Source organism: Mesorhizobium sp. L-8-10 (genome assembly GCF_016756635.1).
In the GTDB taxonomy this organism is placed as follows: domain Bacteria; phylum Pseudomonadota; class Alphaproteobacteria; order Rhizobiales; family Rhizobiaceae.
Window position 1 is genome coordinate 5,318,637 of record NZ_AP023263.1, and the last position, 15,725, is coordinate 5,334,361.

General features: G+C 61.2%; 18 protein-coding genes and 1 pseudogene. 4 read left to right on the forward strand and 15 right to left on the reverse strand.

Annotated features, from left to right (window positions below):
* Nucleotides 1–13: 13 nt before the first annotated feature.
* The 4 genes from JN280_RS24640 to argE form a co-directional block, all read right to left on the reverse strand.
* Entirely contained in the window at nt 14–1,057 is a 1,044-nt protein-coding gene (locus JN280_RS24640; protein ID WP_202306138.1) for a tartrate dehydrogenase, read from the reverse strand.
* 186 nt (nt 1,058–1,243) lie between these two features.
* Nucleotides 1,244–1,600 carry a cupin domain-containing protein gene (locus JN280_RS24645; RefSeq protein ID WP_202306140.1) on the reverse strand — a complete coding sequence of 119 codons (357 nt, stop codon included), beginning with the start codon at nt 1,598–1,600 and terminating at the stop codon, nt 1,244–1,246.
* A gap of 13 nt (nt 1,601–1,613) precedes the next feature.
* Nucleotides 1,614–2,537 carry a 2-hydroxyacid dehydrogenase gene (locus tag JN280_RS24650; RefSeq protein ID WP_202306142.1) on the reverse strand — a complete coding sequence of 308 codons (924 nt, stop codon included), beginning with the start codon at nt 2,535–2,537 and terminating at the stop codon, nt 1,614–1,616.
* A gap of 16 nt (nt 2,538–2,553) precedes the next feature.
* Entirely contained in the window at nt 2,554–3,678 is a 1,125-nt protein-coding gene (gene argE, locus JN280_RS24655; protein WP_202306144.1) for an acetylornithine deacetylase, read from the reverse strand.
* Between the two features lie 231 nt (nt 3,679–3,909).
* Here argE and JN280_RS24660 point away from each other — a divergent pair, with 231 nt between their 5' ends.
* Both JN280_RS24660 and JN280_RS24665 read left to right on the forward strand, forming a co-directional pair.
* A complete protein-coding gene (locus tag JN280_RS24660) occupies nt 3,910–4,788 on the forward strand; it encodes a GNAT family N-acetyltransferase (protein ID WP_202306149.1) in 879 nt (292 codons plus the stop codon).
* An 11-nt stretch (nt 4,789–4,799) separates the two neighbouring features.
* The gene (locus JN280_RS24665) at nt 4,800–5,189 is read left to right on the forward strand and encodes a hypothetical protein (protein ID WP_202306150.1); all 390 of its coding nucleotides are present in this window, start codon (nt 4,800–4,802) and stop codon (nt 5,187–5,189) included.
* Nucleotides 5,190–5,509: 320 nt separating this feature from the next.
* On the opposite strand, the gene JN280_RS39565 is transcribed toward JN280_RS24665, so the two are convergent.
* The 4 genes and pseudogenes from JN280_RS39565 to JN280_RS24680 all read right to left on the reverse strand — a co-directional run bounded on the left by JN280_RS39565 (nt 5,510) and on the right by JN280_RS24680 (nt 7,855).
* Complete coding sequence (locus tag JN280_RS39565) at nt 5,510–6,133, reverse strand: group II intron maturase-specific domain-containing protein (RefSeq protein ID WP_342216200.1); 624 nt, start codon at nt 6,131–6,133, stop codon at nt 5,510–5,512.
* Nucleotides 6,125–6,250: pseudogene (locus JN280_RS39570) on the reverse strand (IS3 family transposase); the annotation flags it as partial. The pseudogene JN280_RS39570 and the gene JN280_RS39565, both read right to left, overlap by 9 nt.
* A 466-nt stretch (nt 6,251–6,716) precedes the next feature.
* Nucleotides 6,717–7,391: a recombinase family protein gene (locus JN280_RS24675; RefSeq protein ID WP_202306152.1), complete on the reverse strand. Its 675-nt coding sequence runs from the start codon at nt 7,389–7,391 to the stop codon at nt 6,717–6,719.
* A 218-nt stretch (nt 7,392–7,609) separates the two neighbouring features.
* A complete protein-coding gene (locus tag JN280_RS24680) occupies nt 7,610–7,855 on the reverse strand; it encodes a hypothetical protein (protein ID WP_202306155.1) in 246 nt (81 codons plus the stop codon).
* Nucleotides 7,856–8,059: 204 nt separating this feature from the next.
* Between JN280_RS24680 and JN280_RS24685 the strand changes: the two genes are divergently transcribed.
* Entirely contained in the window at nt 8,060–9,037 is a 978-nt protein-coding gene (locus tag JN280_RS24685; RefSeq protein ID WP_202306156.1) for a hypothetical protein, read from the forward strand.
* Nucleotides 9,038–9,086: 49 nt separating this feature from the next.
* Here JN280_RS24685 and JN280_RS24690 read toward each other — a convergent pair whose 3' ends face one another.
* The gene (locus tag JN280_RS24690) at nt 9,087–9,296 is read right to left on the reverse strand and encodes a hypothetical protein (RefSeq protein WP_202306157.1); all 210 of its coding nucleotides are present in this window, start codon (nt 9,294–9,296) and stop codon (nt 9,087–9,089) included.
* Between JN280_RS24690 and JN280_RS24695 the strand changes: the two genes are divergently transcribed.
* On the forward strand, nt 9,296–9,511 hold the full coding sequence (locus tag JN280_RS24695; RefSeq protein ID WP_202306158.1) for a hypothetical protein: 216 nt from the start codon (nt 9,296–9,298) through the stop codon (nt 9,509–9,511). The genes JN280_RS24690 and JN280_RS24695 overlap by 1 nt on opposite strands.
* Nucleotides 9,512–10,192: 681 nt before the next feature.
* Here the strand turns inward: JN280_RS24695 and JN280_RS24700 are convergent.
* The 6 genes from JN280_RS24700 to JN280_RS24725 all read right to left on the reverse strand — a co-directional run bounded on the left by JN280_RS24700 (nt 10,193) and on the right by JN280_RS24725 (nt 15,627).
* Nucleotides 10,193–10,615, reverse strand: coding sequence for a hypothetical protein (locus JN280_RS24700; protein WP_202306160.1), 423 nt, complete (start codon nt 10,613–10,615; stop codon nt 10,193–10,195).
* A gap of 126 nt (nt 10,616–10,741) precedes the next feature.
* Nucleotides 10,742–11,161 carry a hypothetical protein gene (locus tag JN280_RS24705; protein ID WP_202306162.1) on the reverse strand — a complete coding sequence of 140 codons (420 nt, stop codon included), beginning with the start codon at nt 11,159–11,161 and terminating at the stop codon, nt 10,742–10,744.
* Nucleotides 11,162–11,335: 174 nt separating this feature from the next.
* A complete protein-coding gene (locus JN280_RS24710; protein WP_202306164.1) occupies nt 11,336–12,151 on the reverse strand; it encodes a hypothetical protein in 816 nt (271 codons plus the stop codon).
* Nucleotides 12,121–12,684: a hypothetical protein gene (locus JN280_RS24715; protein ID WP_202306166.1), complete on the reverse strand. Its 564-nt coding sequence runs from the start codon at nt 12,682–12,684 to the stop codon at nt 12,121–12,123. Before JN280_RS24715 ends, JN280_RS24710 begins: the two co-directional genes overlap by 31 nt.
* Before the next feature lie 59 nt (nt 12,685–12,743).
* On the reverse strand, nt 12,744–13,646 hold the full coding sequence (locus tag JN280_RS24720) for a hypothetical protein (RefSeq protein ID WP_202306168.1): 903 nt from the start codon (nt 13,644–13,646) through the stop codon (nt 12,744–12,746).
* Between the two features lie 601 nt (nt 13,647–14,247).
* The gene (locus tag JN280_RS24725; RefSeq protein ID WP_202306179.1) at nt 14,248–15,627 is read right to left on the reverse strand and encodes a tyrosine-type recombinase/integrase; all 1,380 of its coding nucleotides are present in this window, start codon (nt 15,625–15,627) and stop codon (nt 14,248–14,250) included.
* Nucleotides 15,628–15,725: the final 98 nt, after the last annotated feature.

Genomic DNA, 15,725 nt, shown 5'->3' on the forward strand with positions numbered 1-15,725 from the left:
TTCCTCTGCCCTTTCAGCTCAATGCCGCTACCACTGCGCGCGTGATTGTTTCCGTGTTGTCATTGCCAGCGACCGTCCCGATGCCCCGCGCGGTCACGGATTCGATTGCCGACATCACTTCGGCCGCCGCCTCCCCCTCGCCCAGATGGTCGAGCATCATCGCGCCGGACCAGATCGCGGCGATCGGATTGGCGATGCCGAGATGCGCGATATCGGGCGCCGAACCGTGAACCGGCTCGAACATCGAAGGCGCGCTGCGATCGGGGTTGATGTTGGCAGATGCGGCGTAACCCAGCCCGCCCTGGATGGCCGCGCCAATATCCGTGAGGATGTCGCCGAACAGGTTCGAGGCGACGACCACATCGAGGCTTTCCGGCGCAAGCACCATGCGGGCGGCTATGGCGTCGATGTGGTAGGGCGAGACCTCGACGTCGGGATAGTCCTTCGCCACCTCGCGCGTGACCTCATCCCAGAACACCATGGAGTGTTTCTGTGCATTGGATTTGGTGACCGACGCGAGCTTCTTGCGGCGGCCCCGCGCCTGTTCGAAACCGAACCGGAGTATCCGTTCGACGCCCGTACGCGTGAAGATCGCCGTCTCGATCGCGACCTCGTCGGCCGTACCGGAGTGAACGCGGCCGCCGGCGCCGGAATATTCACCTTCGGTGTTCTCGCGGATGCAGAGTATGTCGAAACCCTCCGAGCGGAGGGGACCCTGAACGCCTGGCAGCAGCCTGTGCGGCCTGATGTTGGCATATTGCGTGAAGGTTTTCCGGATGGGCAGCAGCAGTCCATGGAGCGATACTGAATCGGGCACTTCAGCGGGCCATCCTACAGCACCTAGGAGGATCGCCTCGAACTTCCGGAGTGTCTCGATGCCGTCGGGCGGCATCATCGTTCCGGTTTCCAGGTAGTAGACGCAGGACCACGGAAAGCTTGTACCCTCAAGGGCGAACCCGCCCCGCTTTGCCGCCGTCTGCAGCACCTGCCATGCCGCCTCGGTCACATCCTTGCCGATGCCGTCGCCGGGGACGAGTGCTATCGTGTAGGTTTTCATAGACGGCACCTGGAGGTCGATAAACACGCTTCTTGGATTCTCGATCGGTGAGAGGATAGTCGACCGCGCGTTGCATTTTTCGTCGAGGATGACCCGCCGGACGGCGTTGAATCTCGTCGGGCGGGACTTGGAAAGTCGATTATTCTGCGGTCGCTTCGCGCTCCATTCGGAAGTCGACCGTCGAACTTAGTCATTCACGACGACGTAGATCTTGCGCACGGTCTCGATAGTGCGCCAGACGCCGACAAAGCCCGGCTTCATGACGAAACTGTCGCCGGCGCGGTAGGTCTTGGTCTCTCCGCCCTTCTCCTCGATTTCGATCACGCCCGAAAGGATGTGGCAGAACTCGTAGGTGGTGCCCTTGATCGAATGCGTGACGCCGGGCGTCGCTTCCCAAACACCGCTCAGAACCTTCTCGCCTTTCGAGGCATCCTGCGGCCAGCTCTTGAAGGATGGAGCGCCGCAAATGAGGCGCTCCGGCAATGGCAATGACTCTTTGGGAGCGAAGGAAGGATTCGTGTCGATCGTGATCAGAAGTGACATGTGAGGTTTCCTGTTAGTAGCCGAGTGTCCGATCGACGACGCCGATCAGTTCTTTCCCGGCGAGGTGACGCCGGATGTTTTCGACGACCGACTGCGCCGCCGTATGCGGCTGGGTCACGGACGCGATGTGCGGGGTGATCATCACCTTAGGATGCGACCACAGCGGATGGTCTTCCGGCAGCGGCTCAGGATCGGTGACGTCGAGCATCGCCGCCGCAAGGCGGTCGCTGTCAAGGGCCTCGATCAGCGCGCCCTGCTCGAGTTGCGGGCCGCGGCCGACATGCAGCAGACGCGCTCCGACGGGAAGCTGGGAGAAGAGCTGCGCATCGAGCATGCCGCGTGTTCGTTGCGTCAGCGGCAGCAGACAGACGAGAATGTCCGTTTGGCTCAAGAAGCCGCTCAATTGCTCCTCGCCATGGAAGCAAGTAACGCCATCGATCCGCCTTTCGCTGCGGCTCCACCCGGCCAGCGGAAACCGGAACGGCTTCAGGTGCTCAATGGCAGCCTGTGCCAGCATGCCGATCCCCAGAAAGCCAACTCGGCATTCGTGGGCCTGACGGGCAGGAATGCCCTTCCAGACCTGCCTTCTCTGCTGGCCGAGATAGGCGGGCAAGTCGCGATGAAGCGCCAGCACGCCGAGAGCGACGTATTCCTGCATCATGCGGATGATGCCGTCCTCGACCATGCGAACCAATTTCACGTGGCCGGGCACGATATCCGCCTTGAACTGATCGACGCCCGCCCCGATGGAAAACAGCACTTCCAGCTTGCGGAAGCGTGATATGTCGTCCGGTACGGTCCAGGTGATGAGATACCGGATCTTCTCGGGGTCAACCTCTTCGCTGCAATGGAAGAACTCCACATCCGGCAGCTCCCGCGCGAAGACCTCGCGGAAGACGGCGCCGCGTGCCGCATCGGAATTGAAGAGAAACGCCATCGAAATCGCCCTTCAGTCACGCCGCAAGTCGTGCGCCGAGATCCTCGATCATCTTTCGGCAGGCCGCGAGTTCGCCGAGCTCGATGTACTCGTTCGGGCGATGGGCCCGCCCGATCTCGCCCGGGCCGCAAATGATCGCGTCGATGCCGGCCTGCTGGTAAAGCCCAGCCTCAGTTCCATAGCTGACCGCCGTGAGCGGCTCCTGCCCGGTCAATTGCTTGAGCGTGGCCGCCAGTTCACCCCTGTTCACGGGCGCAAGGGCGGGATAGGCGCTCAACTCGTGCCACACCACATCGAAGCCACTGTCGCGCAGGGCGAAAAGCCGGGCCCTCACCGGCTCGAGCAGCGAAGTCGGGGAAACACCCGGCACGGCACGCACCTCGATATCGGCAGTGCAGCGGTCAGGGATGATGTTGACGGCCTGTCCACCGGCGATGACGCCGACCTGCAAGGAAGAATACGGGGGCTCGAAATTGCCATCGAGCGGCCCGTCGGCGAGGGACTGACCGTAGGCCACGGCGTACGTGATAACGCCGGCCATGGCGTGTACGGCATTGAGCCCGAGATCGGGGCGCGACGAATGGCCGGATCGGCCGATCACCTCGAGCCGTGCGGCGATTTTGCCTTTGTGCGCCAACACAGGCTGCATTCGGCTCGGCTCACCGATAATCGCGCCGAGCGGCTTCTCGCACAGGCTCGGCAACGCCGCAATGAGATGCGGCACGCCACGGCATCCCGCCTCTTCGTCGTAGGAGAAGGCCAGATGGATGGGCTGCCGCAGGTCCATGGCCGCAAGCGCCGGGAGCGCCGCCAAAGCGCAGGCGAGAAAACCCTTCATGTCGGTGGTTCCACGGCCGTAGAGCCTGCCGCCATCGCGACGCAGGACGAACGGATCCGAACTCCATTCCGGCTCACCGGCCGGCACGACGTCCATGTGTCCGGAGATGACATGGCCTCGACGCTCGCGCGGACCGATCGTGACAAAAAGGTTGGAGCGGTCGCCTTCGGGTCCCGGCAGAACCGTCACCTCCGCTCTAGCCGACCGACAGTAGTCGCTGATCCAATCGACGATCGCGCCATTGGGCGTGCCCACGACAGTAGGAAATGCGATCAGCCTCGCGAGAATCTCTTCCACGTTCATGGCGGCCACTCTGCTTGCGCAATACGGCGGATAGGACCAGCGTAACCGCGAGCAGGAGTATTCCCTGCCGAATCGCGCCGTGCTTTGGCCGAAGATTGCGAAAACGCGCCTTCAGTCGGTGAAATCTGCTGGCGTTTCCGTGCAAACCTGCGGCAACGGACACTCGCTGCGCAGTTGCAATCGGTGTGGCGATGGTGGATTGGTGCGCGGTGACAGAGCGGATGAGCTGACATGCAGAAATCGGTGCGCCTGAAATCCTTCGAACTGGTCGCCCGCGACATCAATGATGTCGATGTCGACCTCCTGCACGCTCTGTCCATCTCCGTTCGCTGGCCGCATCGCCCCAAGGATTGGGAGCTCCTGCGTCGCGTCGGGCGCGGCATCGTTGCCGTCGACGGCATCGGGCGCGTTTTCGGAAGCGCGATGTGGTTCCCTCAGGGCAACGACTTCGCCACCATCGGGCTCGTGATTACGACGCCTCGCGCCCAGGCGCAGGGAGGCGGTCGATGGCTCATGGACCAGGTTCTCGAGCAGTGCGGCGCGCGCAACCTGGCACTGAACGCCACCCACGTCGCCTATCCACTGTATGTCTCGCTCGGCTTCGCCAGCGAGGCGATCGTGAACATGCGACAAGGCGAGGCCCCACAAGCGCTTTCGCCTTTGCCCCCGCTGGAGGGTGAGCTGAGTGAACTTACCAGCGACAGGCTCTCGGAGATCACCGCGCTGGACGAACGTGCGTTTGGCAGCGATCGGTCCCGGGTGCTCACCTTGCTATCGGCGGACGCGACAATTTCCGTCTTGAGGCGTGGCGGCGAGGTTGTCGGCTATTCGATGTGTCGCGAGTTCGGGCGCGGCTTCGTGATTGGCCCCGTGATCGCTGGCAACGACCAGGACGCGGTGCATCTCACCGCCGTCCATCTCAAGAAGCTGCAAGGCCGGTTCGTTCGCGTCGATACGCGCGAGAGGGATGGCGTGTTTGCCGAGTTTCTTGAGCAGAGCGGCCTCGGCGTCGCCGAGACCGTGACGACAATGTCCAAGGGCCGCCGGTTCCTGAACCGGGAAGACAATGGACCGTGGGTTTATGGATTGGCCGGCCACGCGTTGAGCTGAGCCCCAAGTTCATGTCCGTCCAAGGTGCGGTCACGGACGGCAGGTCGATTGATACACGCGTGAATCAAGAGGCGCAACGCGGCTGCCGTTCACGCGGCCGGAACGGCTGCCGCTTCGGATCTCCTCCGAATCGCGGATTCGGTTACCGCTGCCGACATCATGACCATCCGACGTTCATCCACCACGCCATCCACGATGACGTGGCCGATGCCGCGCGAGCACGGCTCAATGGTTCCCGCACCAGCATCTGCGCCAGGCTGGCGAGTTGCCGTTGGCCGCCGGAACTCCCCTATATTCCTGAAAGCGACGTCGGCGATGCCGACCGCCGCCAGGGCCTCGTCTATGCGAGCCAAACCATCTTCGCTCACAGACCAGCCCATTCCCTGCTGACGGGCAAGTAGCACCAACTTACAGACGGTGAGGACCGTGTTGGCGGAATGACCTGTGGCATGTATCAGATGCCGCTCGTCCCGCGGATAAGGAAACGAGTTCCAACTTCCACATGAGCGTTCAATGCTGCGGACGATCGAACAGCGCTGCTTCGCAACGCGATGGCCACGCCCTACCAATCAGGCTGCTTCGATCGGTTCAGTTCAAAGGCGAACACCGGCTCTTCATGTCGGGGGTAGACGAAGCCGCGCCGCATGGGGAGTGGAGTAAGAAGCGCGGATGCGCTTCTCCTCCCCGAACCGTACGTGCACCTTTCAGCGCATACGGCTCTCTATTCAACCTTGGCCCGTGGCCATGGCAACATCGCGATAGTTCGAGGTGACGGTGCTGCGAGTTTCGCTCCGGAAGATGTATGGATTGCTCTCCGGATTCCGCCATCGGAACTGCGCCTTCGGTGCAGAGCCTTTCCGACACGGTTTCCACGCTCACTTCGTCCGTAGACGAGCCAGGTTTTTGCCTTGCCCACCTCCGGCGCTCGATACCAGCTCCGCATCAAGGGTTTGATGCGTGACCGATATTTCCGCGCCAGCCAGTGCGCCAGTTTCCAGAACACGACATGGTCGATGCGCTGGAAGATGCGCGCTGTAAAGTCGGTGAACTTGTAGAAGGCCGCCCATCCCGCCAGTTGACGGTTGATGCGGTCCACCATGTCGACCTTGCCAACATCATGATTGCCGGAAATGGCCTCGGTCAGTTTGCGGACAAACGCCTTGGCCTTTTCCCTGGGTATCGTCGTGACGACGGACATGTGCCCGTTCGACCCTCGTTTGCGAATGATCCGATGCCCCGGAAAGACGAACCCGTCATCGACGTGGGTGATATGGGTTTTCTCCATATTCAACGTCAGCTTCAGGCGGCCTTCCAGGGACGCTCGGCATTCCTCGCGAATCTCCATAGCATGAACGTCGAACTGCTGCGACAGCTCGACAAGGGTGCGTTCGCCCCGGATCGCGGCGAGCGCAACTTTCGCCTTGAATTCGGCGCTGTGGTTTCGGCGGGGTCGTCTCGTCATGGTCTCTCCTGTTCCCGGCTTCTATGCCGTGTCCAGGCAGAAATTCCACTTAGTTCAAATTTCCCGAGCCGGCTCTGTTCCCGTCGGTGGAACAACTTGGAAAGCGGCCAAGGATGATGGCGATCAGGAGGCGCCGGGCAGCAGCTCGATCAGGGCTTTCATTCCCGCGGAGGGCACGTTATCGGCGTGACCTGACGGGCAATGTCGACGATCTCGGCGAAAAGCCATTTACTCATGCTTGGTGAAACGTCGCTTGAGCCACATGCGTGCGGCCTCGGCCTTTTCAGCAGTGAATACCTTGTTGGCGGCACCTGCAGCCAAACGCGACTCCAGTCCGTCACCCGCCGGGCTCCCCGCCTCCCCCCGAACGACTGCTTGCCACGCTTCTGCAGGCGTCCCTGCAACGGCTCGTGCCGCCAGTTCCCGCCGAGCGAGCTCGATCCAGATCCGCCTGCGACCAGGGTTCCTACCCTTCATCACCTGTGATGCCTACGTCCGACAGTTGGGCTTCCGGATTCATGTGAATGCCGGCAGAAGGGATAGTACCGGTGTTGAGCAAAAGAGAGGCCTTGATGCGATGGACTGTGCCGATGCTGGCGTTGCATGACTTGGCGGCTTTTCGCAGACTTTCACCGCGGACGAGTGCGGCGCGGATGACCGCTTCAGTTCCCGGCGACAGCTTCGGGCGCCCAAGCTTCTTGCCTTCCGCTCGAGCGCGGGCCAGACCGGCCTTGACGCGATCACGGATCATGGCGCGCTCAAATTCGGCGAAAACGGCCATCACCTGAAACATCGCTTTCCCGGCTGGCGTGGTCGTGTCGATGCCCTGTTGATGCAGAAACAGGTCAATCCGAAGGGCATGAAGTTCCGAAAGGAATGTAACGAGATCCTGCAACGAGCGGCCGAGGCGGTCGACTGACCACACCATGACGATGTCGAATCTACGCCGTGTTATATCGCTGCAAAGCGCGTCAAAGGCCGGGCGTTTATCGCGCCCCTTTGCACCGCTGACGCCTTGATCGCGATAGATTTGAACGACGTCCCAGCCACTGTGACGGGCTATCTCGAGCAGCTGCCTCTCTTGGTTCGCGGTTGTTTGCTCGTCTGTGGATACGCGAATGTATATCGCTGCCCGACGCATTCTGTTGCTCTCAGTAAGGGTTCCAGTTTGAGTAGTGGTGTTCAAAAACCAAGTGTTTTATGAACGCCTGTAGCGGGAGGATAAACCTCCCGAAATCCGGCACATCACCGACGGCAAATTTCGTTGGGTTTTTTGAACAGCCCGTTCTTTGGTAACTTGCCGTGTGAAACATACCAGGCCATGTCGATGTTGGGCCGCACCTGCGGTATGATGACCGATCACCTCGCGCGCAGGCTGATCGCTAGCTCGCGCAGTTTCTGAGCGTGCTTTCTCCAGCTCTCGTGGAATCGCACTGGCGCCATGGTGGCCTGATGATCGTGGACCTTGGCCAGAACAATCAATACGATCCGATCCGAAGGTGTCAGGCCATCTTGCCGCGTGTCGGCCCAGGATTCTGCATCACAGCGACCCTCAGAACTTGTTGCAATCCGGGTAGTCGCCTCAGAACTTTCGTTGCTTGCCATTGCTGGCATCCTCCCCCCGGGTCTACAGGGATAACGTAGGGATGCAAGGCTACAATTATAAGTAGCTTGGCGGGGAATACGGTGGCATGCTTCCAACTGAACTCGGGTCATCGACGGCGAGATCAATACGAGCGCCGTCCACCGCCCGGCCAGTGATGGACAATGCCCGCGGAAAGCTCCGCAACTGCGAACACATGCAAAGCCATGCCGCTACCATATCGATCGACGCGCCTGCTGGATGAGACCGTTTTCGCGGTTCGCAACGAAAATGCGCCTGGCTGGCAAATGCTGGCGTGGGAGTGCGAGCCAGAAGACTTGCCGCGGCGGCTCGCGGCAAGTGGCCTCGACAAGCGGGAGCATCGGCTTGTTGGCGCGGCTCAGGTGGCAGTGGAGTTCGTAAGGCAGTTGGTCGTCGAAAAGGCCTTGAAGGCTGGTTGGCATCAAGACTGGAGCAGCGAGACCTGGTTTCCGATGGACCAACCGCTACCAAGGCTGCCCGGCATCCCAGTCCCCGCCGACGTGTCGCTTTCCCTCAGGTCGATTGTCTACGGCTGGATCTGCATTGCGGTCGAAGCGCACGGAAAGCGGCTCGACCTACAGATCGACGATATCCACGACTCGCTCGTCACGTTCGTCCGGTTCATCCAGATCCTGGCCGCCGGCGGCGAGCCACACGCGGCCTTGGCAGAAAGAGCGACGGCGCATTTCGTCGTGCAGGATGGCCCTGATCCGCATCTGTGCCGCTTCTACCTGGAAGTTCGGCGCAACGGAGAAGCCGAGATCATCGACGCAATAACCGATCGGGAGGCGCTGCTGCGGCAATTCCGCAGTCTGTCGACGGCAATTGCCAACCACCCGTGTTTCGCTCACCATTACGTCTGCCATTGCTGCCTGAATGATGCCGAATATGAGCGCGCTTCAGACGCGGCGGACTCGGAATGGCAAGATGGGGTCAAAGCAGGCCAGTTTCCAGACGATTGGGATGCGGCACAGGAGTTTGCTGCTGCCAGGATTGTGGCGGAGGTCCCATTGCCGGAGGATTGCGCTCTGCTCGCGGACGAGGAGCGGATGATGCTTCGTGCGCTCGCAGTCCCCCTAGACCGGCTTCTGGGCCACGGCTTGGTGTGCGCTGAAGCCCAGGCCGGCGAACACATTGCGCAGCGCCTCAAGGAAAATCGCTGATACGCTTGAAAGAGCGAGCAATGATGCTGTCGGACTTGCCGCCGGCCTTTCAGTCGGCATAGGCGTAGGCAACACCTTCCTCGATCCGCACCTCAGCGCCGAACATGCCATTTACACTGGCGATGTTGTGACGGCCGATCCAGTGTGATTTCGACTTCCGCGACAGCACCGCCCACTCGGCATCGCTGAACAGGTCCATGCGCCGCAAGGATGGATTCGTGGTCGAGTGCCGAAGCCGGGTCGGCGGCGTCGAGCGCAATGTCGATCATTCCGTTGGGGTACTTGCCGTCGACCGCGAAGCGCCCCGCGACCGATGACGTTGATCCGCTCGGAAATCCTGGGCCCGACAGCCTTCAGGCCGATGCGGTCGAGCTCGGCGCACAGCGGCTTCCTGAGCGCCACCGCCTGGTCCACGAAGGCATCCGTCAACTCGAAACCGGAGGTTACACCGGCAGGCTGCTCGCGGATGCATAAGCGCCACTCCCCTCGCGTTTGACAATATTGTCTCAGGGTGACTATCTTTGCCTCGCGCCCTTGATGAGACATGCCAGTCTGCAAGGACGGCAGGTCTGCGGGAATAGGCCGCGTCAGCCGTAGGATCTCATCAAGGGCCGCTCTCGGCACTCCATAGCCCTTTCCAGGCCACGCCAGCGCGCGGCGGTGAGTTTTCGCATGCCAATCGGGCGTCGGAGTCGCCTGTGTGCTGCTCTCCCAAGGTGTGACGGTGGCGATTTCGTCGTCCGTGCCAACGATGATGTTGGATCCGGATCCTTCATCGAGCCTGACGCGAAGGACAAGCATATTCGTTCCATCGCCGCGACTGCAGACGGATCGCGGATTGGCGATCAGTTCGGGAAGATGCTCCCACACCCACTCGGACTTAGGGTGCTGCCCTGATCTTGCTGAAACGCCTCGCATTGAGAATGAAATGATGCGTCCTTTGCCGCCGATCATTGCCGCCAACATCGGAGACTGATCGAGAACGATAAAGTCCTCGATTTTGGCGCTACTCCTCATCGGCCGATCGAGATGCTTCTGCCAGGCAGCCATTCTTTCAGGAGAAGGAAAGATTTCCGCACGGCGTGCGAGCCGCGTGCCACTCTTGCCGCGAGCTACGTCTTGCTGCCTCGTCTTTGACGGCTTCATCGCGAGAGACTACATTCGCGTTGTCCCGCTGGCGAGGAAGGGCTCCTTGTTGAGCCCCGACTTGGGAATTAGCCCCATCAAAGCCGATACTCCTCGCTGCGGTATTTCACCTTGACGAGATATGTCGCTCCGCGAGGACGGCAGGTCTGCGGGAATAGACCGCGTCAGCCCTACCATCTCGTCAAGGTGATCTTTGTTTCTCACATTGCAGGAATTGCGACGGTGTCTCGAACCGGACCGGGGCGCGTCGATGAACTGCTCCAGAACGAAACCGCTGCGCATCATGATGCCCTGCCGCAGCCGCCTGTCGCTGTGGGTGAAGTTGATGCTCGTGCCGTTGCCGCCTATGGCGTCAAAGCCGGCGAGAATGTCGTCGGTGACGACTACGCTCTGCGCGACCCTGGCCCTGCGATAGGATGTCGTCGAAGGCACGCAGAATGGGCTTTTCGCGGGCAGCCTTCATCTGCGCTTCGGTGGGGTTGGCCGGCGCGATCCGTGCACCGGTTAAAGCTTCCGCGCGGGGCGGCCCTTGTTTGAGCAGTGCCGCCGTCGCCTACGTCAATGCGTCGGCGGTGCCATCTCGTTGACCAGTGCGGCAATCTCGAAATCAAGCTCCTGATCCGACAGGTTCGAGAAGCTGTGCGACACCGTCGCTTCAACCTTGTCGACGAGCAGCCCGTACAGTCTCGCCTTGGCCATCGATGCCGCAACTGCCGCGCTCGCTTGCCCCTTGGCATGAGCAAGGGCGCGATCCTCGTCGAGCTGCGTGGCGATGGTCGTAATTGTTACGGTGGCCTTCTCTGCGCTTGCATCGAGCAATTCGCGCACCCTAGCTCGGATGCTTTCATTTGATTTCAAGCGACAGGCGTTGCCGCGGTTTGGCCTAAAGCCAGCTTCGACATATGCCTGATCGGCAGTCATGCCCTCGGCAAGTCCAATAGCGAAGGCTTCATGCCTTCCGTTGGAAAGACTGGCCAAAGCCAATTCTCCCGTTGATAGCGTTGAAACTTGGCATCTACTCAGATGAAGATACGAGCAATCATCTGATGAATTGTTTACACCTCTTCCTTCTACCACAGCGCAGCGGCTTCCTTTCGCCCTCAGCGTCCCACAATGATGGAGGCCAGCCGATCGATGAGCTCGGATTCGAGGTCATTCAATCTCCGCCATCGGTAGATCGAATTGTGCCGGCACAACTTGTCGGCGCCCCCTTGGGCGTGGCCTCCGTGCTAAACCGATCCCATCTCCTGAGGGCCTCGTCCGTGTGAGATATCTCAGTCGGCGACGGCCAGACTCCCATTCGAGCGGCGGGCCGCCGGTGTGCGGCAGGGCCATCGAGGTCCGTGGGGCCTCGATGAGTCGATCCTCGACCGCGGATGCGTCCCAAGGTAAATAGTCGCCTGTCACGATCAGCGCCACGCCGCCGGCGAGCGCATCGGACTCCTGGAGCGCCGTAAGGCGAGCAGCCTCCAGGCTTTCCACGATGAACCAGCCAGCGATGTCTTGTATCCCTGTGGCCGTGGCCGGCACCAGTTCTGGGTTTTCGGCGACAAGCCTGTCCAGGGCCGGGTCGATCGACTTCCTGATCTTCTTTTCTATCGCCATCGTGCGCGCCTTTCGAACTTCCGCCGCCGCGCCTTGAGATAGGTTATCCTGCATGCTGCATCGAGCGTCGAATCCCCCCATCTCTGATTTGCTCGACGCCGACGTGTCGGGACGCCGCCGTGGGCGAAGCCCCTTGAGGCGGTGTCCCGCACTCGCCAGCATTTCATGGGCCGGGGACACCGGGACAAACTCTCTTCGGCCCTTCGGGCACGAGTTCGTCCCGCTATCCCCTCCGATGATGCGGTGCTTGGAAGAGGTGGAAAGGTAACGCTCACCCGTGCAAAGGTAACGCTCACCCTTTTCTTCCTTATGATATGTGCGCGTTACCTGCGTCAGGATTGCTGACGTTTTTTCGCTATGCATTTCCGCTTCCGCTCCCGTGTCAATCGACGCCTCCGATCGTCGGCAGTCTCATCCCAGGCATCGATCCTTTTGATCTCGAGCTCCTCTCTTTCGACGGATGTCATTTCGATTAGAGCGCCCGTGCTGGCAGCGTCCAGGAGCTCATACTTGGTCCAGACCCGGCGAGCCTTCTCGGGGTCGCGCGCCAAGCCCGCAACGATGGCGGCGTCGATCTCAGGCAAGCCGATCCGTCGGCATAGATCGGCAACGCTGTCGACGGTCACCTCATCCCCGAGCGTAGCGGACAAATTGGCCAGCACGGCCGCCCAGCCGATGGGCGGCCCAGCGTCCAGCCCGTTGTGGAGCCGGTATTGGACGAGCCTGGCCAACTCGTTCTTGCGCTGCATGACCGTTACTGTGGACCAGGATAGCGGCTTTCGCAATCGGCCTGGTTCTTTGGTGTAGCCGAGCACAACTGCGCCAAGCATGCGCTTCTTGGCCGTGGTCGGCACCACCTTGGCGACGTTCTTGGCGCGCGGATCCTTCTCGTCCACGACCGCGGCGAACGGGACACTCTCGCGGCGCCACCACGGTACCCTGGAACGGCTTCCGGTCACCGCTCAGCCTCGTCGACGACGCCGTAGTGATACATCAGGACCAAGAGCCAATCTTCTTGTCGCACCGTCAGCCGGAAACCTTCACCGTGCTGCCTCGCTTTGGCAGTGAGGCCCACGATGAACTGCACTTCTATCGGAGCAGGATCGTGCTCATAGATCAGCGTGCGGCCGATCCGAAGCATTGACTGATGATCGAAGCGTATACTCAGCGGACCTGGCGGCGGATATGGCCGGGGCTCTCGAGCCTTCGTCGGACGTCGTGTCGTTTCCTCAGGCCGTAGCACTGCCTGAGCCAGATCTTCCAGTGACGCCCCTGCCTCGTCCAACATTCTGCGGATCGCGCGGACCAAGGCGGCGACCTCGCCGGGGTCATCGCTGCCGAGCAGCCTGATCATTGCACCGATTCTGGCCGCGGCCTTCGCATCAAACCGTTGCACAGGGAGTTCGGTGGACTCTTCGGTGAGTTGCTCGGATTCGTCTGCCTCCGCATTGCTGTTTTGGATGATCCCCTTCACCGGCCTCCCGGTCGGCCAGACATACGGGTCGGCCATAGCAATGATGCCAAAGCTGTGAAGGCGTTCGCGCGTCCGCTGCAGCGCCTTCTTCAGCCGCTCCCGGTGCTTATCGGCATCGTCGCCGTCGCCCGGATTGAGATCCCGGAACGCGACCCTTACATGGTCACAGTGCACCACCTTCTTAAGCGATGCGGGCAAACCGAGCGTCGGCGGCGGTGTGACGCCGTTCGCCTCGAGCGCGGTCAGCAGCGCCTTCAGGAACAGCGCATCGTTGCCGCTCGCCTTGAAGCCCGCATCGGCCCGAACTTCCCCTTGCTGATCCGGCCAGGCGTTTGCGGCAGCGATCTTATCCGGGACCGGCTCCGGTTCGACGGGCGCGGTCATGCTGCGTCCTTTCCACTCGGCAGGCCATCCAGCCACGCTTGGGCATCAACCGCCCGGATGAGTGTTCGCCGGCCGGCCTTACGTGTAAGAAGTCGTCCGGCGGCTACCTCCTCATATGCTAACGTCCTGCCAACGCCATAGGCCTCGCAAAACTCATCGATCGAGTAGGCGACCTTAAGCTGGGCCGCTGCTGTCCGCTTTTCACTCACCTCGTCCACGACAAACTCCTTTCGGATTCGAGGTCAAAAAAAATGGCCGCCACCGAACCCATCTCCCAATGGAGAATAGGTTCGGTGGCGGCCGTTGTGCTTTACCGTCCGTCCAACCGCGGTTCTCTCTGGCGCGGTAAGCGGGACGGGTTCCGTCCGTTATGTCCAACAGACTGCCTGTCGAGATGGCTCCTGTGTGTCGGGGCGGTCTCTAGGGCTGTCCTTAATTCAGTATCTTGGGGTGGTTTGCACAGATCGTCAACGTACACCAGCGCCCTACAGCGATCACTGTTGCCACTTCAGCGGGACGGATGAATCGGAGGACGTCTCCAAAAGGGGGACGCATTCGGCGGGCGCGACCTGCCAGGACGGGCATCAACGCTTCCGCATGATCACGACGCCTTGCCGATCTGCACCACGTTCGAGCCTTCAACTGGTAGGACAGACGACCGTCTGGCAAGCTTTTCCCGCTCTAGTTCCTCGAACGCCGACACGATGAAACGCCCGTAATGCCGGCGGATCATGGCCTCGCTGGTGTTATGCCGTTTTGCTACGAACGATTCCGGCAGCCCGTCACGAAGGCCGCGCACGATGCTCGAGTGCCTAAGACTATAGCCGTCAATATCCTCGGCCAAACCGGCCCGGCGCCTGATCTCCAGCCATGGCCGTGTCAATTCGCTCTTCGCCCAGGCCCGACGACCGTCTGAGCGCCACTTGCCGACCATGCCCGCTTCTTGGACCATGTGATCGCGCAGCAGAAGCGGCTCCCCCGGTTTGCGCCCCGCCACGGCGGGCAAAAGCACATCCAGCACATCAGCTGTGATCGGAACGGGGATGGGATCAGCCTTCCCTCCCCTGCCTTTGCGGGAGCCAGGAACAAGCAGCCTGCATTCCTTCACCTGAAGGTCGCCGACCTTCATCCGCGCGACCTGCGAATATCTGGCACCCGTGGCATCGAGGACGACGACAAGGCGAAAGAGATCATCGTCGATCTCGCGTGCCGTCTGCAGGATCGCGCCTCGCTGGGACTCGGTGAGTATCTGGTTGTCCCTGACGGGGGCTTCCGTGTCGTCGTCGGCAGCTTCTGTCCTCAAACCGGTCTTCACGCTCGCCAGATAAAGCGGGTTTCGTGCCTGCACCTCCTTCGGAAACTCGGGCCACGCCGAGTTGAACGCTGCTTTCAAATCATTGATGAGCCGGCGCTTGCCCGTGTCTGACAATGTGTCCGGCAGTGCTTTGCGCCAGTTCTGCAGATGAGCGCCGTCCAGTTCGTACAGAGCTACGGACGCCAGCGGGGCAGGGTCAATGGCCTTGCGCTTACCTTTCGCCTCACGCCCGATAACATACAATTCCAGTCGCCCCGCAGCATCGGAACGGATAGGACGGTCCGCTCGCTTGCTGTCGCGCGCGTCACGCTGCGCGATGTAGGCTTCGACTGCGGTTCTGACGGTCGCCACCGGCCCCGCCTTTGCAGCCTCTGCCTGGGCTCTGGCTTGTTCGACGATCTGTCGCGCCGCCTTTTCAGCCTGCTGGAACGTGAAGAGGCCTTCGGAGCGCTTATCGTTGATATCGTTGGCTGCGCCGACGGGTGCCTGCTTGTATGCTGCACCCGGTCCATAGTTCCGCCACCGGGCAAACCAGACGCCGCCACGCTTGCCTTTGCGATACCAGAGCGCAGCATCGGCATCGAGACGGCGGGCGTGCTCGCCAATCGGCAGCTTCGACCTCGCGCTCGCTATGGTGAGCGGCGCCTCCTTTAATGTCTTCGCCACCTATGCTGCCCTCCGAAACCGTCGAATATTCGCCGAATATCCCTGCGCGGACACTAGCGAACAACATAGGACAGAAAGCTATAAGTTACAAGCGTTTG